This window comes from Roseobacter cerffii (assembly GCF_054226325.1).
The window spans coordinates 1,198,904-1,225,063 of the sequence record NZ_CM135757.1 but is presented as its reverse complement, the minus strand read 5'-3'; the positions used below and the strand labels follow the sequence as shown (position 1 = coordinate 1,225,063).

The following is a 26,160-nucleotide window of genomic DNA, read 5'->3' as shown; positions in this document are numbered from 1 at the left end:
ACCTGGGCGCTAGCGCTTCGGCCGCGCCACGCCAAGATGGCGCGCGACAATCGCCGCCACATCCTCGAATCCGATATGCCCCAGCGCCCGCGGCCCCGCGCCCGCGATCAGCACCGGCACCCGCTCGCGCGTGTGATCCGTGCCCACCCAGGTGGGGTCGTTGCCGTGATCCGCCGTCAACACCATGATATCGCCCGGGCGCAGCCGCTTGATCAGACGCCCGATCTCATGGTCAAACCACTCCAGCGCGCGGGCATAGCCCGACACATCGCGGCGGTGACCATAGAGGCTGTCGAACTCGACGAAATTGGCAAAGGTCAGGCTGCCGTCCTCGGCGGTGTCGATCAGATTGCCCAGATGCAGCATCAGGGTCTTGTCCGGCCCCTTGCGCACCCGGTCGATGCCCTGCATCGAAAAGATGTCGCCGATCTTGCCGACCGCATAGACCTTGCCACCCGCATCCTGCACCCAGTTGGTCAGCACCGGGCGCGGTGGGGCGATGGCATAGTCCCGCCGGTTGGGCGTGCGCTGAAAGCCGGTGGCGGCGCGCCCGATGAAGGGCCGCGCAATCACGCGGCCCACTTTCATCGCATGCAGCCGCGGCGCGATCCCCTCGCAGAGCGCCAGCAGCTTGTCGAGGCCAAAGGTCTCTTCATGGGCGGCAATCTGAAAGACCGAATCCGCCGAGGTGTAACAAATGGGGCGCCCGCTCTCCATGTGATCGGCGCCATAGGCCTCGATGATCGCGGTGCCCGAGGCGTGGCAATTGCCAAGGATGCGGTCAACCTGGGCGAGTTCGGCCACAGCTGCGGCCAGATCATCCGGAAAGGCCGGGTCCTTGTCCGGAAAGTAATGCCAGTCCCAGGGCACCGGCACGCCCGCAAGCTCCCAATGCCCCGAGGGCGTGTCCTTGCCCTTCGAAACCTCTGTCGCCACCCCCCAGGTGCCCGACGGCTCCTGTCCGAGGCCCAGCGCGATCTCGCCGCTGGCCAGCTGCACCGCGCGGCCCAGCCCAAGCAGATCGAGCGTCGGCAGGCGCAAAGGCCCGACCCGCCCCTCCTGTGCGAGGCCCTGTGCACAGGCCCGCGCGATATGCGCGACGGTGTTGGCGCCTTCATCCGGCACATCGCCATTGTGATAGAGGATCGCATCGGGCGCCCCGCCGATCCCCACCGAATCCATCACCACCAGAAACGCCCGCGCCATCAGCCCACACGCTCCCTGATCAGATCCGGTGCGGCGGCTGGCGCCTCCTGCACCACCGAGATGGCCGCGCGAACGGCATCCGCCGCCCGGTCCGCTGCATCCGGTCGCGCCGCATGTACCACCGCCAGAGGCTGCCCGGCGTGAACCCGCGCGCCCAGACGGACGACCTGCCCGAGCCCCACCGCGGGATCGACCGTATCGTGTTCCACCACGCGCCCGCCGCCCAGGGCCACCACAGCGAGCCCCAGCGCCTCGCCGTCAATTGCGCTCACATATCCGGCCTGCGGCGCCTTCACCTCGCGAATGACAGTCGCCTCCGGCAGGAACCGCGCCCAGTTCTCGACGAATTGCACTGGTCCGCCCATCGCGGCCACCATGCGCCCGAACCGCTCGGCGGCGCGCCCGTCCTGAAGGGTGGCGTCAATGGCTTCCGCGCCCGCCTGTACATCCTCTGCAAGCCCCGCATTGGCCAGCAGCACACCGCCCAGGGCCGCGGTGATCTCGACCAGCGGGCCGCGCGTCTCGCCACAGAGCACCTGCATGACCTCGGCCACCTCCAGCGCGTTGCCGAGGCTTGGCGCTAGCGGCTGGTTCATATCGCTGATCACCGCCGTGGTCTTGCACCCGGCGGCATTCGCGGTCTCGACCAGCGCCCGGGCCAGCGCCTGCGCGGCTTCGATATCCTTCATGAACGCCCCACTGCCGGTTTTGACGTCGAGCACCAGCCCGCCCAGACCCGCCGCCAGCTTCTTGGACAGGATCGAGGCGGTGATCAAATCGAGGCTGTCGACGGTCGACGTCACATCGCGCACCGCATAAAGCCGCTTGTCCGCGGGTGCAATATCCGCCGTGGCGCCCACGATGGCACAGCCCGCCTGCCCCACCACGTCGCGAAACCGCGCCTCGTCAAGCTGGGTGACCAGCCCCGGGATCGCGTCGAGCTTGTCAAGCGTGCCGCCCGTGTGCCCCAGCCCGCGCCCCGAGATCATCGGCACATAAGCGCCGCAGGCCGCAAGCGCGGGCGCCAGCACCAGGCTGACGCAATCCCCCACCCCGCCGGTCGAGTGTTTGTCGAGCACCGGGCCGTCGAGGTCCCAGCTCAGCACGCGCCCGCTGTCGCGCATCGCACGGGTCAGCGCCACGCGCCCCGCCTCGTCCAGTCCGCGCGCACAGATCCCCATGGCAAAGGCGCCCGCCTGCGCATCGCTGACGCTGCCATCCGCCAGACCTGTGGCAAACCACTCAAGCTGCGCCGCCTCCAGCGGGTCGCCATGCCGCAAACGGGCCAGAACAGCGCGCGCGGTCACACCTGTCATGAGGCCATGTGGTCCGCGTTGAAGACCCCGGGCAGAAGCTCGGCCACGGTGGTGACCTGCTCCACACCGCCGGTGGTCGCCATGGTCACCCGCACCTCGCCGTCTGCGAATTCCGCGAGCTTCTGACGGCAGCCGCCGCACGGGGTCACCGGCATCGGCGAGCCTGCGATCACATAGGCCTCGGTCAGCCGCGTCTCGCCCGCCGCGACCATCGCCGCAATCGCGCCCGCCTCGGCGCAGGTGCCTTCGGGATAAGCGACATTCTCGACATTACAGCCCACATAGACGGCGCCTGAGGCCCCGCGGATCGCCGCACCAACCTTGAAGTTCGAATAGGGCGCATGGGCGTTTCCGCGCACCGCGGTGGCGGCCTCTTTCAACTGGTCGGACATCGCCCTCTCATCTCACCCGTTTCGGAACTTTTACTCTTAGCCGTGCGTTCCGCCTACATCAATCGTCAAGGAGATCCCCCATGGACCCCAAAACCGGCGGTGATATCATCGCAGGCCCGCAGGCCATTGACCTCGACACCGACGCCCAGAGCGAGACAGAGATGACCGAGGAAACCGCGGCCCGCCTGCGCGCGATCTGCGAGACAACATCCGAACCTTTCGACGCCAGCCTTAGCGAGGCGCAGGCGCAAAAGCGCATCGCCGCGCTGAGCGAGCTGCACGATCTGGACTAGGGCTGCACCGTCTCTGTCCGGAACGCGCCGGGCAGCGACACCTCCAGCAATTCCAGGTTATCCGTCACATCCGCATAGCGGACCGGCATCCCCGGCGGGATCACGAAGGCATCGCCGGCTTCCAGTGTGAACGGCGCCCGCCCCTCGCCCTGCAGCACCATCCCGCCCTCCATCACGAAGGTGAAGAGGATATCGCTGTCGTGCCGCGTCCAGGGGCTCTCGGCGCCATCGGGCCGCACCACATGCACCCCCGCCACATCGCCTGTATGCTCGGCAATCGTGGTGTCGCGGCTCTGAAACCCCCGCACCCGAAACGCGCGCCATTCCGCGCCCTCCGCCTTGTGATGCACAAACCGCTGCCCCTGAAACATACGTTCGGGGTTCGCCGGCCCATTGGGCAGCTCCATCTCATGATCAATCGTCGTCACATGCTCTGCCGGCACCCCGATCTCGATCACCTCGATGTTGTCCGAGGCATAGAGCACCCGGTGCCGGATTTCCGGCGGCTGGATCACGCAGTTCCCCGCGTGCAGCCGAAAGGGCTCTCCCTGGTCCTCGTAAACCAGATCGACCCAGCCGCGATAACAGAAGATCAGCTGAAATCCGACCGTGTGGTAATGCACCATATCCGGCACCGGCCCGCCATCCGGAATGCGAATGTGGCTGGCGATGATCGACCCGCCCAGCCGGTCCGGGATCAGGTCGCGATAGTGCATCCCCGCCCGCCCGATGATCCACGGCGCTTGATCCGCCAGCCGCCGCACCACAAAACTGTGCACCGTCTCCGGCATCACCAGCGGCTCGGACAACGGCCGCACCTCGACCCGCGTGCCATTCGGCGCCACGATCTCCGCCTGCCCCTCCGCAATCGCCTCTGGCGCATCAGTCAGCAACCGCAAGACCCCCGGCGCCACCTCGGTCCCCGTCTCAACACGCACCCGTACGCCATGCCCCGAGAACACCGCGACAGACGGGTCATCCGCCGGATAGATCATATCCATCCGCATCCCCAACACCTTGGTGAAAAACGGAATATCGTCGCGCAGCTCCTGCGTCGGCAACAGCACCTCGGCCCTGATCTCGCCCATGTCCCCTCCTTGGTCGCCCTGCATCCTGCGACCAGGCGCGCCAATTGACAAGACACGGGCCGCGCAAAAAATCAGCACCTTGGCCCCTGCCCGCAAGTGGTTTAACACTAAACTATTCCGGGGCAGGAGGCAGCCAGACCATGAGTGACACCACGAACCTGCGGCAGGCCGCGCTCGATTATCACGAGCACCCGAAACCCGGAAAACTCGAAATCCGCGCCACCAAACCGCTCGCCAACGGGCGCGATCTGGCCCGCGCCTATTCGCCCGGCGTGGCTGAGGCCTGCCTTGAGATCAAGGAAGATCCCGCCGCCGCCGCCCGCTACACCGCCCGCGGTAACCTGGTGGCGGTGGTCTCCAATGGCTCCGCCGTCCTGGGCTTGGGCAACATTGGCGCACTCGCCTCGAAACCGGTGATGGAGGGCAAGGCGGTGCTCTTCAAGAAGTTCGCAGGCATCGACTGTTTCGACATCGAAGTGGACGAGACCGACCCCGAAAAGCTCGCCGATATCGTCTGCGCCCTCGGCCCAACCTTCGGCGCCATCAACCTCGAAGACATCAAGGCGCCCGACTGTTTCACGGTCGAGCGCATCTGCCGCGAGCGCATGAACATCCCCGTTTTCCACGACGATCAGCACGGCACCGCCATCGTCGTGGGTGCTGCCGCGAAGAACGCGCTGCATGTGGCGGGAAAAAAATTCGAAGACATCAAGATCGTCTCTACCGGCGGCGGCGCCGCGGGTATCGCCTGTCTCAACATGCTGCTGAAGCTGGGTGTCAAACGCGAAAACGTCTGGCTCTGCGACATCCACGGGCTCGTCTACGAGGGCCGCGGGGTCGATATGAACCCCTCCAAGGCCGAGTTCGCGCAACCCTCCGATCTGCGCACGCTCGAGGATGTGATCCCCGAGGCCGACATGTTCCTCGGCCTCTCCGGCCCGGGCGTGCTCAGCCCCGAGCTGGTCCAGAAAATGACCAAACGCCCGATCATCTTTGCGCTGGCCAATCCCACGCCGGAAATCCTGCCCGACCTCGCCCGCGAGGTCGCCCCCGATGCGATCATCGCCACGGGCCGCAGCGATTTTCCAAATCAGGTCAACAACGTGCTTTGCTTTCCCTTCATCTTCCGGGGCGCGCTCGATGTGGGTGCCACCACGATCAATGACGAGATGCAACTCGCCTGTATCGACGGCATCGCCGAGCTCGCGCGCGCCACCACCTCCGCCGAGGCCGCCGCCGCCTACCAGGGCGAACAGCTCACCTTTGGCGCCGACTACCTCATTCCGAAACCCTTCGATCCACGCCTCGTCGGCGTTGTGTCCTCCTCCGTGGCCCGCGCCGCGATGGAAACCGGCGTCGCCACCCGCCCCATCGAAGACCTCGACGCCTACCGCCAGAAACTGGACGGCTCGGTCTTCAAATCCGCCCTGCTCATGCGCCCGGTCTTCCAGGCCGCACGCCAAGCCCCGCGCCGCATCGTTTTCGCCGAAGGCGAGGACGAGCGCGTGCTGCGCTGCGCCCAGGCCATGCTCGAGGAAACCACCGAACGCCCGATCATCATCGGCCGCCCCGAGGTGATCGAAACCCGCATCGCCCGCGCGGGCCTCACGATCAAGCTCGACCAAGACGTCGACCTGGTGAACCCCGAAAACGACGCCCGCTACCGCGATTATTGGGAGACCTACCACGAGCTCATGGCCCGGCGCGGCGGCACGCCCGATATCGCCCGCGCGATCATGCGCACCAACACCACCGCCATCGGCGCCGTGATGGTGCACCGGGGCGAGGCTGACAGCCTCATCTGCGGCACCTTTGGCGAATTCAGCTGGCACCTGAATTACGTCAACCAGATCCTCGGGCGGGATGACCTGCACCCCGTGGGCGCGCTCTCGATGATGATCCTCGAGGACGGCCCGCTCTTCGTCGCCGACACGCAGGTGCACCTGCATCCCGACCCCAATGAGATCGCCGAGATCGCCATAGGGGCAGCCCGCCACGTGCGCCGCTTCGGGATCGAGCCGCGCATCGCCTTCTGCTCACAGTCGCAGTTCGGCAACCGCGGCGACGGCACCGGCGGGCGCCTGCGCGCCGCCATCCGGATGCTCGACGCCCAGGGCCACGACTTCTGCTACGAAGGCGAGATGAACATCGACACCGCCCTCGATCCCGAACTGCGCGCGCGCATCCTGCCCGGCAACCGGATGCCCGAGGGGGCGGCCAATGTGCTCGTCTTCGCCCATGCCGATGCGGCCTCGGGCGTGCGCAACATCCTGAAAATGAAAGGCGGCGGGCTCGAGGTCGGCCCGATCCTGATGGGCATGGGCAACCGCGCCCATATCGTCTCGCCCTCGATCACCGCGCGCGGGCTGCTCAACATGTCCGCTATCGCTGGGACGCCGGTCGCCCACTACGGCTGACCGGCTTTCAGGATTTCTTAACACAACCTTCAGGACCCACCCCGGCCCTGATCCGTAGAGAGCGCCGCAGCACGCGTGCCACGCCACGCGGCGCATCACTCTCATTTCAAACGGATCAGGATATGACACGAACAAAGAGTATTTTCATGGTAGCGACATTTTGCAGTCTCGGCGCCTGCGCCGCCCTCGTCGAAGAGGTCAGGAACACGATCACCGTCGATGGTATGGACTATCAGACCCGCACCCGGACCTATGCCCGCCCCGATGGCTCGGGCTTTGACAGCACCCAGGTGATCTTCAATGGCCGCGGGTATTACTGCGATGATCAGGGCAGCGACAGCTGCGAAGATACCGTCCGCGCGCTGCTGAGCGGGCATCACCTCAACCACCCCGGAAATGGCGCCAGGGTCAGCACCGGCGGCGGCTACACCCCGCCGGTCTAGGGCCCGGACGGCGCGCGGGGCTTCGGCCGCGCGCGCCGCATCGCCAACTGACGCGCAAACACAGCTCTGTCAGTGACAGCGCCATGCATTGATTTGCCGGATGCCGACAACATCTAGTTGAACAGGACCCGCCGCGCACCGTGACCGGGCCATCTGTCGAAAGGACCCTGACCCCGTGTTGTCGACCTCTCGCGTGTTCCCCGCCCTTGCCTGCCTGACCCTCGGCGCCTGCGCCACGGTGACCGATGAACGGCTCAGCACCCTTGTCGTCAACGGCGAGGAGTACACCCTGCGCACCCGCACTCTAGAGGGCCCCAACGGCTCCTTCGAGACCACCAGCGCCATCGTCCGTGGCAAGGCCTTTGTCTGCAGGATCGACAGCCCCGGCGACTGCGAAGCCGCCGTGCGTATCGGACGCGAAAGTAGTAGGTTCGACAGCGACTGATTCTGATCAGAAGGAGACCGCGTGATGGTCCGCTTGCTCGCCTGTTTGCCTCTTGTCCTGCTCGGCGCCTGCGGAGAGGCGGTCACCGACACGCAATTCAGAACCATCATCGTGGATGACGAACCCTACCTTCTGCGTACCCGGACCATCGAAGGCCCGGGAGGCACCTACCAGACCACCAGCGCCAAGGTCTACAATTCCTACTACCCCTGCAAGCTCGACAGCCCCGGCGACTGCGCCGCCGCCGTGCGCTTCGGGCGCGACTATTTCCCCTTCGACCGCGAATAGCGCGCCTCCGGTCACGGCGCATCACATGCGCCGGAGAGCCTGACACATTGCCCGCAAACCCGCGCGCCGCTTCCTAAATCTGGTGAACACACCCCGGGCCATTCCGCCCGGGCGCTCAGACAAAGGAGAGCCCGCATGACACATCCATGGCGTTCCGCCCTGATCCTCGCGACCGCCGTCGCGCTCAACACCACCACCGCCTTCGCCGCGGCCACATCCGGCACCGTGACGGTGCATGGCCGCGACTATGAAACCATCACGCGCGAATTCCAGCAGCGCGGCAGCACGGTGCTGACCGGCGAGGTGCGCGTCTACAATCGCAGCTGGGGCTGCAACCCGCTTGAAGCGGGCGACTGCGAAGCCGTCGTCCAGCGCGTCCTCAACGCGGACTCGATCAGCACGAACGGCGGGGTCGGCGCCAGCCCGATCCGCGAGATTATCGGCCGCCGTTAGCCCTCACAGTCTTGCGCGCCCCTGTCGCTTGCGCTTAACCATGGCGCCGAGGACGTCAAAGGGGGAGTTTTGTCCATGACATACCGCGCCACGTATGAGGCCAGCATGGCAGATCCGGAACAGTTCTGGATGCAGGCAGCGGAGGCCATCCACTGGACAAAGCCCCCCAGCAAGGCGCTGTTTGACCGCGGCGATGACCTCTACGAGTGGTTCGCCGACGGGCTGACCAACGGTTGCTACAACGCCGTGGATCGCCACGTGGAACAGGGGCGCGGGGACCAGCCCGCGATCATCCATGACAGCCCGATCACCGGCACCAAATCCACCCTGACCTACGCCGAACTGCAGATCCGCGTCGCCTCCCTCGCCGGAGCCCTGGTGGCGCAGGGCGTCACGAAAGGCGACCGGGTGATCATCTACATGCCGATGGTGCCCGAAGCGCTCGAGGCGATGCTGGCCTGCGCGCGCATCGGTGCGATCCACTCGGTGGTCTTCGGTGGCTTTGCCGCCAACGAACTGGCGGTCCGCATCGACGATTGCCAGCCCAAGGCCATCCTCGCCGCCTCCTGCGGGATCGAGCCGGGCCGCGTGATCCACTACAAACCCCTTCTGGACGGCGCCATCGAGTTTGCAAACCACACGCCGGATGTTTGCATAATTTTGCAAAGAGAGCAGGAGCGCGCCGAGCTGATCCCCGGGCGTGACCTCGACTGGCATGCGGCACAAGAAGGGGTGACCCCCGCCGACTGTGTGCCGGTAGAAGGCAATCACCCCGCTTACATTCTCTATACCTCCGGCACCACGGGCGCGCCCAAAGGCGTCGTGCGCGCCACCGGCGGGCACCTGGTGGCGCTGAACTGGACGATGAAGAACATCTACCAGTGTGACCCGGGCGATGTCTTCTGGGCCGCCTCCGACGTGGGCTGGGTCGTCGGCCACAGTTACATCTGCTACGGGCCGCTGATTCACGGCAACACCACCATCGTCTTCGAGGGCAAACCCGTCGGCACGCCCGATCCCGGTACCTTCTGGCGCGTGATCTCCGAGCATAACGTGCGCAGCTTCTTCACCGCACCCACCGCGATCCGCGCCGTGAAACGCGAAGATCCGAAAGGCGCCTACAAGGCGAAATACGACCTCTCCGGCCTGCGCGCGCTCTATCTCGCAGGCGAGCGGGCGGACCCGGACACCATCGAATGGGCGCAGGACCTGCTCGGCATCCCGGTCTACGACCACTGGTGGCAGACGGAAACCGGCTACACCATCGCGGGCAACCCCGCGGGGCTCGAGGCGCTGCCCGTGAAGATCGGATCGCCCACCGTGGCGATGCCCGGCTATGACGTGCAGATCCTCGACGAGGCCGGCCATCCGCAAAAACCGGGCGAGCTTGGCGCCATCGCGATCAAGCTGCCCCTGCCACCCGGCACGTTGCCCACGCTCTGGAACGCAGCGGATCGTTTCCGCAAAAGCTACCTGACCACCTTCCCCGGTTATTATGAGACCGGCGATGCCGGCATGATCGACGAGGATGGCTACCTCTACATCATGGCGCGCACCGATGACGTGATCAATGTCGCGGGCCACCGGCTCTCCACGGGCGCGATGGAGGAGGTGCTAGCCTCGCATCCCGATGTGGCGGAATGCGCGGTGGTGGGCGTGTCGGATGCGCTGAAGGGCCAGTCGCCGCTGGGGCTGCTGTGCCTCACCTCAGGTGTGAACCGACCACATGATGAGATCACCAAGGAGTGTGTGAAACTGGTGCGTGACCAGATCGGACCCGTCGCGGCCTTCAAGACGGCGGTGGTCGTGGACCGCCTGCCCAAGACGCGCTCGGGCAAGATCCTGCGGGGCACGGTGGTGAAAATCGCCGACAGCCAGGACTTCAAGATGCCCGCAACCATCGACGACCCCGCGATCCTCGACGAGATCCGGGTCGCGCTGCAAACCGTCGGCTACGCCAGTTGAGCCGCGCCGCTGCGCGGGCGCCCACCGGGCCGGGCGGCGCTGGCGCCGCCCGGCCCGGTGGGCGCCTCCTCCGCTCAACCGTCGCAAAGCATAATCAAACACAGGTAAAAGGGCGGCCCCTTTTGGGACCGCCCTTAAAAAAATCAGCCTCGACGAGGTAATTACGCGGCTGATTTATTCTTGGCAACGAACGCGTCGATCTGGCGCTCGGCTTCGTCCTTGGCCACGCCGTAACGCTCCTGGATGAGCCCGGACAGACGCTCACGGTCGCCCTCCGCCTGATCGATCTCGTCGTCGGTCAGCTCGCCCCACTTGGACTTGACCTCACCTTTCATCTGCTTCCAGTTGCCTTTGATAATGTCCCAGTTCATTGGTCTCTCCTGTGTCAGTTGATCTCGTTGAACCAAGCACATGCACATCACGTGCTCTTGTGACCTGAACGCCACCGCGCGCCGAATGGTTCCACGAAAAAAGTGATCGACCGGCCGCTTCTCGCGCATTGATCGGTGGACATGCTTCTGCGTAGTGTTTCCGAAGCACCACCGAGGAGATGACCCATGCGAAGACTTCTGCCACTGATCTTCTGCGGCCTTGCGCTGCCCGCAGGCGCCACCGAGGGCACCCGAATTCAGGTGACCGGAGAGATCATCGACACCTGGTGCTATTACTCCGGCGTGATGGGCGGGCCCGATGCGGTGGTGGGCTCGGCACATCACACCTGCGCGCTCTGGTGCTCGGCGGGCGGCATACCGGTGGGACTGCTGGCCGAGGATGGCACCGTCTACATGGTCCTGAAGATCGAGGATGACGCCAGTTCCGCCAGCGGCGACACGCAACTCAGCCTCGCCGCCCACACGGTCACCGCCGACGGCATGCTCTACGAGCGCGATGGTCTCAACTACCTCGTCGTCAGCGAGGTGGTCAGCGACATGGACATCGTGAACCCCACCCATGAAGACTATGGCACCGTGCCGCCCTTCTCATTCCCGGAGCCGAAATGATGCGCAGATTGACCTGTCTCTTCGCCCTGATCGCCGCGCCTCTGGCAGCCCAGGATTTCTCCGAAGGCTCCGAGGCCAAGACCTGGAACCTCTATGCCGAGGTGCCTGCCCGGTTCGAGGCCAAGGTCGTCGATGTGCTCTGCGAGCTCACTGGCGATTGCCCCGACAACTGCGGCAATGGCGCGCGACAGCTGGGGCTGGTGCGCAGCGCCGACGATGTCATGGTTCTGCCCATGAAGAACTCCCAGCCCGCCTTCACCGGCGCGGCAGAGGAGTTGGCCCCCTTCTGCAATCAGGTCATCGAGGTCGACGGCCTGATGATCGAGGATGAGGATCTAGGCGCCAGCAACATCTATCTGGTGCAGCGCATCAAGGCGGGTGACGCCGACTGGATCAAGGCCAACAGCTGGACCAAGAAATGGGCCGAGGCGCACCCCGAAGCCAAGGGCAAAGGCCCCTGGTTCCGCCGCGATCCGCGCGTGAAGGAGGTGATCGCCTCCGAAGGCTATCTCGGCCTGGGTCTGGAGGCGGACGCCACCTACGCGGAAGAAAACTTCTGATGCTGCGGGGCGCCTGTCTCGCGGTCTGCCTCGCCGGCGGCGCCGCGGCCGAGACGCCCTTGCCTTTCGATCTCGGCGGGCCCTATACGCTGACCAACCAATTCGGTGAGACGCGCACCGAGGCCGACCCGGATGGCCATGCGCAGTTGCTCTTCTTCGGCTATGCCAATTGCCTCAACATCTGCTCGGCGGCGCTGCCGCTGATGGCGGATGTGGTTGATGCGCTGGCCGACGAGGGCATCACCGTCACGCCGGTGATGATAACCGTGGCGCCCGAGCAGGATCAGGTCGCAACCATGGGCGCGCCGCTCGCCGATATTCACAGCGACTTCATTGGCTTGACGGGCAGTGAACAGGCTTTGCAAACTGCCTATGACGCTTTTGCAATAGAGGTGGAGCCGTTGTTTCAGGACCCGGAATATGGCTGGATCTACGCTCATGGCAGCTTCGTGCATCTGCTGGACGGGGATGGCGAGATGCTGACACTGTTGCCGCCCGTTCTCGATGCCGACCGCACCGCCGAGATCGTGCGTGGCTATCTCGCCCCGCGCGGCTGACGCACGCCGCCCAAGCCCTCGGGCTCAGTCTTCGGCGTCCTTTTCCTTACCAGAAGCCGGCGGCGCCTCTTCCGGTTTGGCGTGCAGCCCGTATCGCGCTGCAATCATCCAAACATGCGCCGGCACCATGTTCTTCATCTTGGCGGGTGCCTCCCGACGCAGGTGCAGGATGGTCTCGGCGGCCTTCATCTCGACCCGCGCACGGGCGAACTCGAGCCCCCGCGGCCCGATGCGCGGCTGCAGCCAGCTGACCAGCGGGCGCAGCCAATCCGGCATCCGCCGCAGCGGCAGCCCGCCCGCCGCGCGCTCGGTGTTCGCGATAAACCCCTTGACCGCACTCGCCCGCTTGCCCGCACTCCCCGGCGCGCTCAGACGCACTGCGTCCCCGAGACTGTCCAACATCTCGGCCCCGCGGTCGTTGCGTACCAGCAGCCACTGCTGACCCTCGCCGCCCATGTACCCCACGGTGATATCGGCGAGCACGTTGGTGTAGTCCACGCAGGTCCGGCAGGTCAGCGGGAAGAAATCCCGCGGCAGGTCCGAGATCGGCAACGACAGGAACGGGATCAGCCGCTGCCGCCCATCGGTATACCGCAGCTCCACCCGGAAATCCGCCCGGAACTCAAGGTAATCTATCGCATGAGGATCGTCTTCCAACAGGCTGAGAAAATGATGGAAATTCTCTGTCGTTGTATTGTCCGAACAGGGCGTTCCGATGACATAGAGCCGCTCGAACCCCAGCTCTGCCTCGAGACAGCGCAGCGCGTAGATCTGGCACGGGATGCCGATCACCGCCAGCCGCGTGAACCCCTGCGCCTGCGCATCTTCCAACAGGGCCAGCAGCGGCGCATAGCCCATGCGCATCCCCCGGGCCTGGACCATATCGGCGGCTTGCGTGATCAGCGCAGGCCGCGGACGCCAGCGGTCCTCGGCATCCGGCACCATGGTCAGCACCGCCTGCACCTGCCCCTGCTCCAGCAGCCGCGCGCCCAGCGATGTGGTGATGCCGGTCCACTGCGCACCCTCCCGCGGCGCAACCATCTCGGCGCGATACATCGCCTGGAACGGGCCAAAGAACTGCTCGTCGCCCGCGCCCCGCGCCCGCCCGTGCACGCGGGCCTCCAGCCCGGGATAGTCCGGCGCGATGAACTGGCAGGCATAGCCGCAGGCCTTGGCGTTGCTCATCCGCGAGACGCCGCAGTCGGTGCAGAGCCCGCGCGGGGCGGCCGGTCCGACCTGCGGCGTCAGGATCACGTGAACTGCTCGTTGATCAGCCGCTCCTCCAGCCCGTGGCCCGGATCAAAGAGGATGCGGTGCACCACCGAGGGGTCTGACTGGATCTTGACGCGCACCACATCTGTCACGGAATTGGCATCGGCCTCGGCCATCACCGGCCGCTTTTCGGGCTCCAGCACTTCGATCTCCACCACCGCCGATTTGGGCAGCAACGCGCCACGCCAGCGCCGGGGCCGAAACGCGCTCATCGCGGTCAGCGCCAGCACCTCCGAACCAATCGGCAGGATCGGCCCGTGCGCTGAATAGTTATAGGCCGTCGAGCCCGCCGGTGTGCTCACCAGCGCGCCGTCGCACACCAGCTCCTCCATACGCAACCGCCCGTCCACGGTGATCTTGAGCTTGGCCGCCTGCGGCCCAGTGCGCAGCAGCGAGACCTCGTTGATCGCCAGCGCCTGGGTGAGCGTCCCGTCCGCGCCTGTGGCCACCATGCTCAGCGGATTGAGCTCCGCCTCCTCCGCGGCGGCGAGGCGGGCGGGCAGATCGGTCTCGGAATAGGTGTTCATCAGGAACCCGATGGTGCCCCGATTCATGCCATAGACCGGCGCGTTCAGATGTTGCGCGTCGTGCAATGTCTGCAGCATGAACCCGTCGCCACCCAGCGCCACGATCACGTCCGCCGCCTCCGGGGCCACGTTGCCATAGCGCGTGATCAGCGCGGCGCGCGCGGTCTGGGCCACCTCGGCATGGGCTGCGGTGAAGGCAATCTTTTCAGGCATCGATGTTTCCGATCCGGGACTTTGTGATCCGAAACAAGCACATATCCGACCCGCTGACCAGCATTGCGCCAAAATGCCCGGGCCTGCCAGATTGCACCCCGCCCTCGCGCCGCGTATGAGTGCCGCAGAGATCCGCCCAATGGTCGTTTTCCAGACTTTCCCGGCGGTTGTGTTTCCGATAGGAAACCGCATCATTTGCTCATTCGAGAGGGAGACACCCCCATGAACGCCCCGCACCGCGCCCCCGGATTTTTCACGCAATCGCTGGCCGAGAGCGACCCGGAGATCTTCGGCGCCGTCACAAAGGAATTGGGCCGTCAGCGCGACGAGATCGAGCTCATCGCCTCCGAGAACATCGTCTCGGCTGCGGTGATGGAGGCGCAGGGTTCGGTGATGACGAACAAATACGCCGAAGGGTATCCGGGGCGGCGCTATTACGGCGGCTGTCAGTTTGTCGATGTTGCCGAGGAACTGGCGATCGAGCGGGCCTGCAAACTCTTTGCATGTGACTTTGCAAATGTGCAGCCGAACTCCGGGTCTCAGGCCAACCAGGGGGTCTTCCAGGCACTGCTGCAGCCCGGCGACACGATCCTCGGCATGTCGCTCGACGCCGGTGGGCACCTGACCCATGGCGCCAAGCCGAACCAGTCGGGCAAGTGGTTCAACGCGGTGCAATATGGTGTGCGCAAACAGGACAATATGCTTGACTACGACCAGGTGGCAGCCCTGGCGAAAGAGCATCAGCCGAAGATGATCATTGCCGGGGGCTCGGCCATCCCGCGGCAGATCGACTTTGCAAAGATGCGCGAAATTGCGGACAGCGTGGGCGCCTACCTGCACGTGGACATGGCGCATTTCGCAGGGCTCGTGGCGGCGGGTGAGCACCCCTCGCCCTTCCCGCACGCGCATGTGGCAACGACCACCACCCACAAGACGCTGCGCGGGCCGCGCGGCGGGATGATCCTGACCAATGACGAGGCGCTGGCGAAGAAGTTCAACTCGGCGATCTTCCCCGGCATTCAGGGTGGTCCGCTCATGCATGTGATCGCGGCCAAGGCGGTGGCCTTTGGCGAGGCGCTGCGGCCAGAGTTCAAGAGCTACATCCAACAGGTCATCACCAATGCGCAGGCGCTGTCGGACCAACTGATCAAGGGCGGGCTCGACACCGTAACCCATGGCACCGACACCCACGTGCTGCTGGTCGATCTGCGCCCCAAGGGCGTAAAAGGCAACGCGACCGAAAAGGCTCTGGGCCGCGCGCACATCACTTGCAACAAGAACGGTGTGCCCTTCGATCCCGAAAAACCGATGGTCACTTCCGGCATCCGCCTCGGCTCGCCCGCAGGCACCACCCGGGGTTTCGGTGAGCCCGAATTCCGCCAGATTGCCGATTGGATCATCGAGGTGGTCGACGGCCTCGCAGCCCACGGCGAAGACGGCAATGGCGCGGTCGAGGCCAAGGTCAAGGCGGAGGTCGCCGAGCTCTGCGCGCGCTTCCCGCTCTACCCGAACCTCTGAGCGGCGCGGGCCAGGGGCGGCCCAAGGCCCACCCCACCTGCCTGACCCGCCGTCTCTCGGCTGGGCGGGCCCCTGCACACCAGCAGGTCAGGTGGGCTTCAGGCCACCTCTGCTCTGCCAAAAGCGCAGATCCGGCGGAATAAGACCGCGACGGAAACGTTCTCCTGCAGCGTACAACAGATGTCCGCGACCGACAGGAGAGGTTTTCATGCGTTTGCCATTCCAGGCTCCCCCCACCGTTCTGATTGTGCTGGTTGTACTGGCGGTTCTGATCTCGACCAAGCTGGCCGAGGCCGACACCACGGCCCAGCCCACTCACAGCTGCGCGCAGGCCGTCCAGACCGCGCCGATCAAATAGTACCGCGCATCCGCAACAGCACGACAACTGCCGTAAAGAGCAGGATCAGGTTGAAGGCGATCACGGCGAGCACCGAAATGATCCGCGTGCGCCGGGCCTCTGCCCGGTCGATGCCCGCCAGATGCGCGCTCACATCTTCAAGCGCGTGCGCCAGGCGCCTGTCATCGAGCTGACGCAGCAGCCTGGGGTTGCCTGCCAGCGCCTCGGCCTCGCCCAGCAGCACCGCCTGCGCCCGCACCCGCCGCGGCAGGCGCCGCCCCGCGCGCCGGACCTGATGCGCCAGCGACCGCCCCTTGACGCCCAGATGCCGCTCCATCGCCTCGCGCAGCGCGGGCAGTTTTGCCTCGATCTCACCCATGGCGCGGACCCTATCCGGCGTGTGCCCCCCAGCGCAATAGCACTGGCGCAGGCCTGCCGAATCCGCTAGCCCCTGCCCCATGCTGACCTATTCCGAAACCGGTGCCGCCGACGCCCCGCTCACCCTGATCGTGCATGGGCTCTACGGCTCCGGGCGCAATTGGGGCGTCATCGCCAAACGGCTGAGCGATGACCTGCGCGTGGTCACGGTCGATCTGCGCAATCACGGCCAGAGCGCCTGGACCGACAGCCACAGCTATCACGACATGGCCAGCGATCTGGCCGAGCTGATCACCCATCTCGGCGCGCCCGCCCATGTGGTGGGCCATTCCATGGGCGGCAAGGCGTCGATGGTGCTCGCCAGCCAGCACCCTGACCTCGTCGCGCGACTGGTCATCGCCGACATCGCCCCTGTCGCCTACAGCCACAGCCAGATACAGTTCATCACCGCCATGCGCGCGGTCGACCTCAGCACCGTGACACGCCGCTCCGAGGCCGAGGCGCAGCTGGCCGAACAGGGGGTCGAGCCCGCGCTGCAAAGCTTCTTCACCCAATCGCTCGACGTGCCCGGGAAACGCTGGCGGCTGAACCTCGACACGCTCGCTGCCGAGATGGACAAGATCCTCGGCTTCCCCGAGCTCACCACCCCCTTCGACGGCCCCACGCTTTTCCTCTCCGGCGCCAACTCAGATTACGTGACCGCCGAGCATCGCCCCAGGATCAAATCGCTCTTCCCGAAGGCGCGCTTTGCCAAGCTGCCGGACGCGGGGCACTGGTTGCACGCGGACAAACCGCGCGAATTCGAAGCCGCCGTGCGGTTGTTCCTGACCCACCGGTAGCGCCTGCCAAGGTCGTTGCGCGGGGCGAAACAATCGCCCCCGGACCACGGCATTGGGTCCAGGACGCAGCGTCAAAACCACATTTCTGACGCAATATCAGCCTCCTGCTTGCCAATCGGCACATTTTTGCCGTACTAAAGTCTGCGCGGTTTTTCGCCGAGCGATGCGAATCAGTGAGATGTTATGAGAAACCTGTTTACCTTCGTGTTTTCTGCCGGCTTCGGCCTGGCTGCTGCGGTGGGCGCCACTTCGGTCAATTTCAACAGCTTCTCCTCCGCGGACAGCGTTGCAGGTGCCCAGAGCGCTGGCTTCCAGTTCGATGGCCAGAACGCGGCCTTCGAAGCGGACGCAGGCGACATCTCGGTCAGCCTCTCGCACACACCTGATTCCACCGTCTCCTTCTTCGAGGTGAAATCGCTTGATGCGCCCTTCCAGTTCAACGCCTTCGAGCTCAGCAGTGATGGGCCTTTTGGCGCGCCGCTGCTCGTGGTTGGCCAGTTGAACGGTGTCGAGGTCGCCAAGCAGCTCTTCACCGCGGGCAACACGCCCGCCGTGGTCACGCCCAGCGCCTTCGCGAACCAGCCGGTTGACCTGCTGCGCTTCAGCGGTGGTGGCTCCAGTGGCGGCGGCTTCGCTGATCCAGGCGGCTCCGGCGGTGGGGGCACCGGTGGTGACGGCACCGCCGAGATCACCCAGTTCGCCTTCGACGACGACGAAGACGACAGCAGCCGCCTGTTGCTCGACGATATCGACGTAACATCGGTCACCGCTGTGCCGGTTCCGGCTTCGGCGCTGCTGTTGGGCACCGCCCTGCTCGGCATGGGTGCACTGCACCGTCGCCGCAAAACCAGCTAAGACAGCCCGCCGGCCCGCACCCGCCCCAACCTGTGGTGGTGCGGGTTTTTGCCTTTGACATTTTGTCTCGTGATTGGCCGCTTGGGCCGACGATCCCCCTTGCGCCCCGCCCTTCGATCCCTATAACGCAGGACAATTTGGGCACACCCGCGTGCCCGTCTGCCCGGGGGTCGCGCCATGCCAAAAAGAACCGATATCAAATCGATCATGATCATCGGCGCGGGTCCCATCGTGATCGGCCAAGCCTGCGAATTCGACTACTCCGGCGCCCAAGCCTGCAAGGCGCTGAAAGAGGAAGGCTACCGCGTCATCCTCGTCAACTCCAACCCAGCCACCATCATGACCGACCCGGGGCTGGCCGACGCCACCTATATCGAGCCCATCACCCCCGAGATGGTCGCGAAGATCATCGAAAAAGAACTCCCCGACGCGCTGCTGCCCACCATGGGTGGCCAGACCGGGCTGAACACCTCTCTGGCGCTGGAAGAGATGGGCGTTCTGGAGAAGTTCAACGTCGAGATGATCGGCGCCAAGCGCGCCGCCATCGAGATGGCCGAGGACCGCAAGCTCTTCCGCGAGGCGATGGACCGGCTCGGCATCGAAAACCCAAAGGCGGCGATTGTCACCGCGCCCAAGGACGCAAACGGCAAGAAGGACCTTGCCGAGGGTGTGCGCCTCGCGCTGGAGACGCTGGAAGAGGTCGGCCTGCCCGCAATCATTCGCCCCGCCTTTACCATGGGCGGCACCGGTGGTGGCGTGGCCTACAACCGCGACGACTATGAGGCGATCTGCCGCTCCGGCATGGATGCCTCGCCGGTGGGGCAGATCCTCGTCGATGAATCGCTGCTTGGCTGGAAAGAGTTCGAGATGGAGGTGGTGCGCGACACCGCTGACAACGCGATCATCGTCTGCTCCATCGAAAACGTGGACCCGATGGGCGTGCACACGGGCGATTCCATCACCGTGGCGCCTGCGCTGACGCTGACCGACAAAGAATATCAGATCATGCGCAACCACTCCATCGCGGTGCTGCGCGAGATCGGGGTAGAGACGGGCGGCTCCAACGTGCAATGGGCGGTGAACCCCGCGGATGGCCGCATGGTGGTGATCGAAATGAACCCGCGCGTCAGCCGATCCTCGGCACTCGCGTCCAAGGCCACAGGCTTTCCCATCGCCAAGATCGCCGCCAAGCTCGCCGTGGGCTTCACCCTGGATGAGCTCGACAATGACATCACCAAGGTCACGCCGGCGAGCTTCGAGCCGACCATTGACTATGTGGTCACCAAGATCCCGAAATTCGCCTTCGAGAAGTTCCCCGGCTCCACACCGGATCTGACCACCGCGATGAAATCGGTGGGCGAGGCCATGTCCATCGGCCGCACCATCCACGAGTCCATGCAAAAGGCCCTCGCCTCGATGGAGCAGGGCCTCACCGGTTTCAACGAGATCGACATCCCCGGCGCGCCGGACAAAGCCGCGATCGTCAAGGCAATCAGCCAGCAGACGCCCGACCGGCTGCGCACGATCGCCCAGGCCATGCGCCACGGGATGAGCGACGAAGACATCCACGCAGTGACCATGTTCGACCCGTGGTTCCTCGCCCGCATCCGCGAGATCGTGCAAGCCGAGGCCGAGGTGCACATGAACGGCCTGCCCCGCGAGGCCGCCGGGCTGCGGCATCTGAAGATGATGGGCTTCACCGACGCCCGCCTTGCCGAACTCACCGGCCAGACCGAAGCCGAGGTGCGCAGCCTGCGCCACGCGGAAGGCGTCACCGCCGTCTTCAAACGCATCGACACCTGTGCTGCCGAATTCGAAGCCCAGACACCCTATATGTACTCCACCTATGAAACGCCGGTCTTCGGCGAGGTGGAATGTGAGGCGCGCCCCTCCGACCGCAAGAAGGTGGTGATCCTCGGCGGTGGCCCCAACCGCATCGGCCAAGGGATCGAGTTCGACTACTGCTGCTGCCACGCCTGCTACGCGCTCACCGATGCGGGCTATGAGACCATCATGGTCAACTGCAACCCCGAGACGGTCAGCACCGACTATGACACCTCCGACCGGCTCTATTTCGAGCCGCTGACCTTCGAGCATGTGATGGAAATCCTGCGGGTCGAGCAGGAGAACGGAACCCTGCACGGCGTCATCGTGCAGTTCGGCGGACAGACCCCGCTCAAGATCGCGCAGGCCTTACACGCCGAGGGCATTCCGATCCTCGGCACCACGCCCGATGCCATCGACCTCGCCGAAGACCGCGAGCGCTTTCAGCAGCTGGTGCAAAAACTGGGCCTCAAGCAACCTAAGAACGGCATCGCCCACTCCGACGCCGAAGCCCTTGAGATCGCAAAAGATATCGGCTTCCCGCTGGTGATCCGCCCGTCTTACGTGCTGGGTGGCCGCGCCATGGAGATCGTGCGCGATCAGGCGAGCCTCGAACGCTACATCACCTCCGCCGTTGTGGTGTCGGGCGACAGCCCCGTGCTGCTCGACAGCTATCTCGCCGGCGCGGTCGAACTCGACGTCGACGCCCTCTGCGACGGCACCGACGTGCATGTCTCCGGCATCATGCAGCACATCGAAGAGGCGGGCGTGCACTCCGGCGATTCTGCCTGCTCCCTGCCGCCTTACTCGCTTCCGCGCGAGATCATCGCCGAGATCGAGACCCAGACCCACGCGCTCGCCAAGGCGCTCAACGTGGTGGGCCTGATGAACATCCAGTTCGCGATCAAGGACGGCGAGATCTACCTGATCGAGGTCAACCCCCGCGCCTCGCGCACTGTGCCTTTCGTCGCCAAGGCCACGGATTCCGCCATCGCCTCCATCGCCGCGCGCATCATGGCGGGCGAGAAGCTCAGCGCCTTCCCGCAGCGCCCGCCTTATGACGCTGACGCCGCCTATGACGCCACCCTGCCCCTGGGCGATCCGATGACGCTGGCCGACCCCAACATGCCCTGGTTCTCCGTGAAAGAAGCCGTGCTGCCCTTCGCCCGCTTCCCGGGTGTCGATACGCTGCTAGGCCCCGAAATGCGCTCCACCGGCGAGGTCATGGGCTGGGACCGCGACTTCCCCCGCGCCTTCCTCAAGGCGCAGATGGGCGCGGGTATGGTGCTGCCCTCCGAAGGCTGCGCCTTCATCTCGATCAAGGACATGGACAAAACGGGCGAGATGCTCGACACCGCGCGTATCCTTCTGGATCAAGGCTTTACGCTGGTCGCCACCCGTGGCACCGCCGCCTGGCTCAACGAACACGGCATGACCTGCGGCACCGTCAACAAGGTCTACGAAGGCCGCCCCGACGTGACCGACATGATGAAGGACGAGGCGATCCACCTGGTCATGAACACCACCGAAGGTGCCCAGGCGGTGGAAGACAGCAAGTCGATCCGCGCCATCGCGCTCTACGACAAGATCCCCTATTTCACCACCGCCGCCGGCAGCTATGCCGCGGCGCTTGCGATCCGCGCGCAGGCCGAGGGCGATGTGGGCGTGAAGGCGCTACAGGGGTGAGCGGCGCCTAGCAAACGCTCCGGGGCAGCGGTTCCGCCGCGAAAGGGCGGAGCCCAGGCCAAGGCCCACTCGAGCAGAGCCCGACACAAGGTCCGACAGGTCGAGCCCCGCCCGCTGGCACAGCACAACAAAAAAGGCAGACCCCAGGGCCTGCCTTTTTCACATGTCTGACGCCGCGTCGGCCTGCTCAGAACCGGCGCACGTAGCGGACCGACAGGATGCGGCCATCGCTGTCCTCGTCAAACGTGCTGTCGTTGGTGTCGGAATAGCTGGCCCGAATGGCCACGGTATCCACCGGCGTGATGTCATAGCCCAGCTGCAGACCAATCACCGCACCATCGCTGGTCAGGTCGTTGCCGCTGTTGTCAAAATCGATCTCGGTATAACCGATATGCGCGGAGATCGACGTGGTCTCGTTGAAGTAACGGCCCACACCGAAGTCGATGAAGGTCTGACTGTCATACTCGCTCAGCCCGGTCTCGGTGTCGCCATCGAGCGTCGAATACCCGATCTCAGCTTCCGCGTAATAGTCGTTGCTCAGCTGGAACCTGTATCCGGCCAGAACCCCGATCCCGTTTCCGTCACCATCGACCGTGCCGGTGCTGACATCAAACGTCGCCGCCTGAACGCCGATGTAAAACCCGTCCGCCTGCGCTGCGAATGGCACTGCCATGGCGAATACGGCGGCCCCAAGATATTGTATCTTTTTCATAATCACCTCTTCGATTTCTCCCCCAGCACCCTTGTCCGATCTGACCGGATTTGTGTCAACGCAAACCCGGTGTACAGCGCGCCCTGCCCGATGTTCGGACAGCAGCGTCGCATATTTGTCACGGGTTGCGGAGGGGAGGCCGCACAGCCTTCAGGACCCACCGCTGGCAGATGCGGCCGCCCCCGAACGGCCCTGCGACACAGACCTATTCCGCCTCGACGCGCTCTCTCTCGTCGCCTGCGATCAGCCGGTGCGCGGCCTCGATCACCTGCGCCTGCGTGAAGGGCCGTGCGAGGTGTTGCCAATGCGGGAAAAGTCGCCGGTCGCGCAGGTCAAGCGTGATCACCGCGCGCGCCTGCAGCCAGTCGAAATCTGGCGGATCGAGCAGCAAAACCCCGTCCTGCGCCGCCACGAAGATCAGCGTAGCGTCAAAGTCCTCCTCGGCGACCGAGCGCGCGTCCGCAACGGTCTCGAAGACACGGCTGACCGTCGCCGGATGCCAGAATGCGAAGGTGTCCGCCACATCCTGCGAGACCAGCGGGTCGCTGATCACGATGGCAATAAATACTGGTCTGTCCACACGGGGTCCTCGCATTAAATGCCGACTATGGAACCCATTGCGACCCTTTGCATTAAACTATGACATAGCAAGGAGTAGAAAATGACCACTGACTGCAAGGCTTGCCCCCTGCGCAGCCAAGCCATCTTTGACGACATGACCCAGGACGAGCTGGAGAAGACCCGGAAGTTCAAATCCGGTGAGCTTGCGGTGGATCCGGGCACACCGATCCTGATGGAAGGCTCGAACGCGCCACAGCTCTATACGGCGCTCCGGGGTATGGGCCTGCGGTACAAGACGCTGCCGGATGGTGAACGCCAGGTGATCAATTTCATCTTCCCCGGCGATTTCATTGGCCTGCAGGCGGGCATGTTGGGCGAGATGGGGCACTCGGTGGAGGCGACCACGCATATGACACTCTGCGTCTTCGACCGCACCGATTTCTTCGATTTTTTCAAAAGCTCCACCGCGCGGGCTTTCGATATCACCTGGATCGCCGCGACCGAGGAGCATTTCCTCGGCGACACGCTGGCCACCGTCGGTCAGCGCGATGCGACCTCGGCGATCTCCTGGGCCTTCGTGCGTCTCTTCCAGCGAGCCGAGTCGCTTGGGATGGTGCGCAATGGCACCATGCACTTCCCGTTCAAACAGCAGGACGTGGCCGATGCACTGGGGCTGTCGCTGGTGCACACCAACAAGACCCTCGCCCGCCTGCGCGAGCGCCAGCTCATGGCCTGGGCCGACGGGCAGCTGAAAATCCACGACCTGGCCGAGCTCGCAACGGTCGCGAATATGGAGCTCGAACCGGTCAAGCAGCGGCCGCTGATCTGAGGCCCAAATCGCGCAATCTCGCCAAAACGCAGGGCCCATGCCATAGTGGGCCATCTCAGCAATACTGGAGGTTTCCCATGCGTCCCCTGATTTTGGCTCCCGCCCTTGCCCTGATCGCCTGTGCCCCCGCGCCCGAACCGGTGACGGGTTCGCTGCCGCTTTTCGGCGACGGCTACCGGTTCAAGGGCGATATCTGCCGCCGCGTGGGTGAAGATGATTTCACCAATCAGTTCCTTGATGACGCCGCCGATCTGGTGGCCTGCCCGGAAGATGCCGAGAACCTCGGCGTCTTCGTGATCGACACCGGCGCGCAAGAGGTCGCCCGCCGCGATGGCTATGTGCTCTATTCGGTGCCCGTTCGTTAACACCCGGTATGCGGGGCGTGCGCCTCGCACCGACGTGATACCGACGTTTTACCGACGCGATACAGACAGGCCACCGACGCCGAAACGTCGCGTCGCGCGCCTTGACCTCGGGCGGGGAATTCGAACAAGGTGATTGACCGTTTTGGAGAGACTGTCATGACCACCCCCGCCATCACCGGTACCGGTGTTTTCACACCGTCCGAGGTGATCACCAACGCAGAGCTTGTGACTGCGTTCAATGCTTATGTCGATATCTACAACGCAGAAAACGCCGAGGACATCGCGTCCGGAGCGGTCGCGGCCAAGGCGTATTCTTCCGAAGAGTTCATCGTCAAGGCGTCGGGCATCGAGCAGCGCTATGTGATTGATAAAGAAGGCATTCTCGATCCGACAGTGATGCACCCGCTGTTCCGCCAGCGTGATGATGACGAGCCGTCGCTGATGGCCGAGATTGGCGTGAAGGCTGCCCAGCAAGCTCTTGATCAGGCTGGGAAATCAACGGGTGAGGTCGATCTGGTCATCTGCGCCGCCTCCAATATGGAGCGCGCCTATCCTGCCGTGGCCATCGAAATCCAAAAGCTTCTTGGAATCAATGGGTTCGCCTTTGACATGAATGTCGCCTGCTCCTCGGCCACCTTCGGAATTCAGGCGGCCGCAGACATGATACGATCTGGCAGCATCCGCAGCGCCCTTGTGGTCAACCCCGAGATTTGCTCGGCGCATCTGGAATGGCGCGACCGCGACTGCCACTTCATTTTCGGGGACGTCGCCACCGCCACTCTGCTGGAGACGGCAGAGGATGCCGAAGGGGGGTATTTCGAAGTGATTTCAACACGCTGCGCGACAGAGTTCTCCAACAATATCCGAAACAACAACGGCTATCTGCGCCGCTCCCGCCCCGCAGGCATGGCCGACCGGCGCGACATGCAGTTCATGCAGAACGGGCGGAAGGTCTTCAAGGAAGTGCTGCCGATGGTCTCAGACCATATCGCGCGCCACATGGCAGACGAAGACGTGCAAGCCACTGATCTGAAACGGCTTTGGCTGCATCAGGCAAACAGGACGATGAATGACTTCATTGGCAAGAAGGTTCTGGGCCGCACACCTGATCCCGCCGAACAGCCCAACATTCTGCAGGACTATGCGAACACGTCCTCCGCAGGCTCGATCATCGCTTTTTCACAGTATTCCAATGACTTGCAGCGCGGAGATAAAGGGCTGATCTGCTCGTTCGGCGCCGGCTATTCCGTCGGATCGGTGCTGGTCGAACGCAAGGGCTGACCTCAGGCCGCGCCGTGATCGTTCTCCAGATGCAGCTTCATATCGATCAGCACCTGCTGAAGTAGCCCGGTCTCTTTTAACAGACGTTTCGCCTCGTTGACCGTGATTTTGCCGTCTTCCATCGACTGCTGATACTCCGCCATCAGCATGGCAAACCGCTGGCTGAGCGCGATCACATCGGCGTTCACCCCGCCCGGCCGTTCTGCATTCGGGCGGCGTTCGTCATACTGCAGCGACGTGCCCGACAGTTCGGCCAAGGCCCCGGTCACATGCGGGTATTCTGCCGCCTGCTCCAAAAGCGCGACCGACTCGATGGGCATGAAACGGTCCGCATGCTCGTCATGATCCGAATAATATCGGCCCAAGGTAGCTTTCGACTTCCCGGTCAACTCACAGGCCTGTTCGATCCCGACGTCTTTCACCAGCGCCTCTGTGTGCTTTTTCAGATACCTGCCGATCGCCGCCATAATCATCCTTCTCGAAACAAGGCCGTTCGCATTCCCGAAACACCGGACATCACAATGGTCCCCCATTAATCG

General features: G+C 64.5%; 29 protein-coding genes. 18 read left to right on the top strand and 11 right to left on the bottom strand.

The genetic code is table 11. From position 1 onward, the window contains the following. Positions 1-9 precede the first annotated feature (9 nt). From ACVC7O_RS05980 to ACVC7O_RS05970, 3 genes are read right to left on the bottom strand one after another with little or no spacing between them, the layout of a single operon-like run. Positions 10-1,206: a phosphopentomutase gene (locus tag ACVC7O_RS05980; RefSeq protein ID WP_458325174.1), complete on the bottom strand. Its 1,197-nt coding sequence runs from the start codon at positions 1,204-1,206 to the stop codon at positions 10-12. Beyond that, a complete protein-coding gene (locus ACVC7O_RS05975) occupies positions 1,206-2,513 on the bottom strand; it encodes a thymidine phosphorylase (protein ID WP_458326043.1) in 1,308 nt (435 codons plus the stop codon). Before ACVC7O_RS05975 ends, ACVC7O_RS05980 begins: the two co-directional genes overlap by 1 nt. Positions 2,514-2,518: 5 nt before the next feature. Next, positions 2,519-2,914, bottom strand: a complete 396-nt coding sequence (locus ACVC7O_RS05970; protein ID WP_458325173.1) for a cytidine deaminase — start codon at positions 2,912-2,914, stop codon at positions 2,519-2,521. Between the two features lie 80 nt (positions 2,915-2,994). On the opposite strand from ACVC7O_RS05970, the gene ACVC7O_RS05965 reads away from it, so the two are divergent. Next, on the top strand, positions 2,995-3,207 hold the full coding sequence (locus ACVC7O_RS05965; protein ID WP_458325172.1) for a hypothetical protein: 213 nt from the start codon (positions 2,995-2,997) through the stop codon (positions 3,205-3,207). Here ACVC7O_RS05965 and ACVC7O_RS05960 read toward each other — a convergent pair. Beyond that, positions 3,204-4,295, bottom strand: coding sequence for a cupin domain-containing protein (locus tag ACVC7O_RS05960; RefSeq protein ID WP_458325171.1), 1,092 nt, complete (start codon positions 4,293-4,295; stop codon positions 3,204-3,206). The two genes, ACVC7O_RS05965 and ACVC7O_RS05960, sit on opposite strands and share 4 nt — an antisense overlap. A 140-nt stretch (positions 4,296-4,435) precedes the next feature. Between ACVC7O_RS05960 and ACVC7O_RS05955 the strand changes: the two genes are divergently transcribed. From ACVC7O_RS05955 to ACVC7O_RS05930, 6 genes are all read left to right on the top strand, one after another. Continuing rightward, complete coding sequence (locus tag ACVC7O_RS05955; RefSeq protein WP_458325170.1) at positions 4,436-6,712, top strand: NADP-dependent malic enzyme; 2,277 nt, start codon at positions 4,436-4,438, stop codon at positions 6,710-6,712. A gap of 146 nt (positions 6,713-6,858) precedes the next feature. Next, positions 6,859-7,155 (top strand): hypothetical protein, encoded by a 297-nt coding sequence (locus ACVC7O_RS05950; RefSeq protein ID WP_458325169.1) that lies wholly within the window; start codon positions 6,859-6,861, stop codon positions 7,153-7,155. A gap of 175 nt (positions 7,156-7,330) precedes the next feature. After that, positions 7,331-7,600, top strand: coding sequence for a hypothetical protein (locus tag ACVC7O_RS05945; RefSeq protein WP_458325168.1), 270 nt, complete (start codon positions 7,331-7,333; stop codon positions 7,598-7,600). A 24-nt stretch (positions 7,601-7,624) separates the two neighbouring features. Beyond that, positions 7,625-7,888, top strand: coding sequence for a hypothetical protein (locus ACVC7O_RS05940; RefSeq protein ID WP_458325167.1), 264 nt, complete (start codon positions 7,625-7,627; stop codon positions 7,886-7,888). Between the two features lie 135 nt (positions 7,889-8,023). Further along, positions 8,024-8,341, top strand: a complete 318-nt coding sequence (locus tag ACVC7O_RS05935) for a hypothetical protein (RefSeq protein ID WP_458325166.1) — start codon at positions 8,024-8,026, stop codon at positions 8,339-8,341. 75 nt (positions 8,342-8,416) lie between these two features. Further along, a complete protein-coding gene (locus tag ACVC7O_RS05930; RefSeq protein WP_458325165.1) occupies positions 8,417-10,306 on the top strand; it encodes a propionyl-CoA synthetase in 1,890 nt (629 codons plus the stop codon). Between the two features lie 161 nt (positions 10,307-10,467). Here ACVC7O_RS05930 and ACVC7O_RS05925 read toward each other — a convergent pair whose 3' ends face one another. Next, positions 10,468-10,677 (bottom strand): CsbD family protein, encoded by a 210-nt coding sequence (locus ACVC7O_RS05925; RefSeq protein WP_458325164.1) that lies wholly within the window; start codon positions 10,675-10,677, stop codon positions 10,468-10,470. Between the two features lie 186 nt (positions 10,678-10,863). Between ACVC7O_RS05925 and ACVC7O_RS05920 the strand changes: the two genes are divergently transcribed. The 3 genes from ACVC7O_RS05920 to ACVC7O_RS05910 are packed head-to-tail and all read left to right on the top strand — an operon-like array spanning position 10,864 to position 12,424. Beyond that, positions 10,864-11,307 (top strand): hypothetical protein, encoded by a 444-nt coding sequence (locus ACVC7O_RS05920; protein ID WP_458325163.1) that lies wholly within the window; start codon positions 10,864-10,866, stop codon positions 11,305-11,307. Next, positions 11,304-11,867, top strand: coding sequence for a hypothetical protein (locus tag ACVC7O_RS05915; protein ID WP_458325162.1), 564 nt, complete (start codon positions 11,304-11,306; stop codon positions 11,865-11,867). The genes ACVC7O_RS05920 and ACVC7O_RS05915 overlap by 4 nt, the downstream gene beginning before the upstream one ends. Then, positions 11,867-12,424 carry an SCO family protein gene (locus ACVC7O_RS05910; protein WP_458325161.1) on the top strand — a complete coding sequence of 186 codons (558 nt, stop codon included), beginning with the start codon at positions 11,867-11,869 and terminating at the stop codon, positions 12,422-12,424. Before ACVC7O_RS05915 ends, ACVC7O_RS05910 begins: the two co-directional genes overlap by 1 nt. 24 nt (positions 12,425-12,448) lie before the next feature. Here the strand turns inward: ACVC7O_RS05910 and ACVC7O_RS05905 are convergent, their stop codons facing one another. Beyond that, the gene (locus ACVC7O_RS05905; RefSeq protein WP_458325160.1) at positions 12,449-13,678 is read right to left on the bottom strand and encodes a Coenzyme F420 hydrogenase/dehydrogenase, beta subunit C-terminal domain; all 1,230 of its coding nucleotides are present in this window, start codon (positions 13,676-13,678) and stop codon (positions 12,449-12,451) included. Then, positions 13,675-14,436 carry an NAD kinase gene (locus tag ACVC7O_RS05900; RefSeq protein WP_458325159.1) on the bottom strand — a complete coding sequence of 254 codons (762 nt, stop codon included), beginning with the start codon at positions 14,434-14,436 and terminating at the stop codon, positions 13,675-13,677. Before ACVC7O_RS05900 ends, ACVC7O_RS05905 begins: the two co-directional genes overlap by 4 nt. A 222-nt stretch (positions 14,437-14,658) precedes the next feature. Here ACVC7O_RS05900 and glyA point away from each other — a divergent pair, with 222 nt between their 5' ends. Together glyA and ACVC7O_RS05890 are read left to right on the top strand one after the other, a co-directional pair. Continuing rightward, positions 14,659-15,954, top strand: a complete 1,296-nt coding sequence (gene glyA, locus ACVC7O_RS05895) for a serine hydroxymethyltransferase (protein ID WP_458325158.1) — start codon at positions 14,659-14,661, stop codon at positions 15,952-15,954. Positions 15,955-16,162: 208 nt separating this feature from the next. Further along, a complete protein-coding gene (locus ACVC7O_RS05890) occupies positions 16,163-16,312 on the top strand; it encodes a hypothetical protein (protein ID WP_458325157.1) in 150 nt (49 codons plus the stop codon). On the opposite strand, the gene ACVC7O_RS05885 is transcribed toward ACVC7O_RS05890, so the two are convergent. Further along, complete coding sequence (locus ACVC7O_RS05885) at positions 16,305-16,670, bottom strand: hypothetical protein (protein WP_458325156.1); 366 nt, start codon at positions 16,668-16,670, stop codon at positions 16,305-16,307. The two genes, ACVC7O_RS05890 and ACVC7O_RS05885, sit on opposite strands and share 8 nt — an antisense overlap. 79 nt (positions 16,671-16,749) lie before the next feature. On the opposite strand from ACVC7O_RS05885, the gene ACVC7O_RS05880 reads away from it, so the two are divergent. The 3 genes from ACVC7O_RS05880 to carB all read left to right on the top strand — a co-directional run bounded on the left by ACVC7O_RS05880 (position 16,750) and on the right by carB (position 21,873). Further along, complete coding sequence (locus tag ACVC7O_RS05880) at positions 16,750-17,508, top strand: alpha/beta fold hydrolase (protein WP_458325155.1); 759 nt, start codon at positions 16,750-16,752, stop codon at positions 17,506-17,508. 183 nt (positions 17,509-17,691) lie between these two features. Then, a complete protein-coding gene (locus ACVC7O_RS05875; RefSeq protein ID WP_458325154.1) occupies positions 17,692-18,363 on the top strand; it encodes a VPLPA-CTERM sorting domain-containing protein in 672 nt (223 codons plus the stop codon). Positions 18,364-18,540: 177 nt separating this feature from the next. Continuing rightward, entirely contained in the window at positions 18,541-21,873 is a 3,333-nt protein-coding gene (gene carB / locus ACVC7O_RS05870; RefSeq protein WP_458325153.1) for a carbamoyl-phosphate synthase large subunit, read from the top strand. A 187-nt stretch (positions 21,874-22,060) separates the two neighbouring features. Here the strand turns inward: carB and ACVC7O_RS05865 are convergent, their stop codons facing one another. Both ACVC7O_RS05865 and ACVC7O_RS05860 read right to left on the bottom strand, forming a co-directional pair. Beyond that, the gene (locus tag ACVC7O_RS05865) at positions 22,061-22,585 is read right to left on the bottom strand and encodes an outer membrane beta-barrel protein (protein WP_458325152.1); all 525 of its coding nucleotides are present in this window, start codon (positions 22,583-22,585) and stop codon (positions 22,061-22,063) included. Between the two features lie 205 nt (positions 22,586-22,790). Then, positions 22,791-23,165 carry a hypothetical protein gene (locus ACVC7O_RS05860; RefSeq protein ID WP_458325151.1) on the bottom strand — a complete coding sequence of 125 codons (375 nt, stop codon included), beginning with the start codon at positions 23,163-23,165 and terminating at the stop codon, positions 22,791-22,793. 81 nt (positions 23,166-23,246) lie between these two features. On the opposite strand from ACVC7O_RS05860, the gene ACVC7O_RS05855 reads away from it, so the two are divergent. The 3 genes from ACVC7O_RS05855 to ACVC7O_RS05845 all read left to right on the top strand — a co-directional run bounded on the left by ACVC7O_RS05855 (position 23,247) and on the right by ACVC7O_RS05845 (position 25,621). Then, positions 23,247-23,975, top strand: coding sequence for a Crp/Fnr family transcriptional regulator (locus tag ACVC7O_RS05855; protein ID WP_458325150.1), 729 nt, complete (start codon positions 23,247-23,249; stop codon positions 23,973-23,975). Between the two features lie 77 nt (positions 23,976-24,052). Then, positions 24,053-24,340 carry a hypothetical protein gene (locus ACVC7O_RS05850; protein WP_458325149.1) on the top strand — a complete coding sequence of 96 codons (288 nt, stop codon included), beginning with the start codon at positions 24,053-24,055 and terminating at the stop codon, positions 24,338-24,340. Between the two features lie 156 nt (positions 24,341-24,496). Then, entirely contained in the window at positions 24,497-25,621 is a 1,125-nt protein-coding gene (locus tag ACVC7O_RS05845) for a beta-ketoacyl-ACP synthase III (protein ID WP_458325148.1), read from the top strand. Positions 25,622-25,623: 2 nt separating this feature from the next. Here ACVC7O_RS05845 and ACVC7O_RS05840 read toward each other — a convergent pair whose 3' ends face one another. After that, positions 25,624-26,088, bottom strand: a complete 465-nt coding sequence (locus ACVC7O_RS05840; RefSeq protein WP_458325147.1) for a hypothetical protein — start codon at positions 26,086-26,088, stop codon at positions 25,624-25,626. Positions 26,089-26,160: the final 72 nt, after the last annotated feature.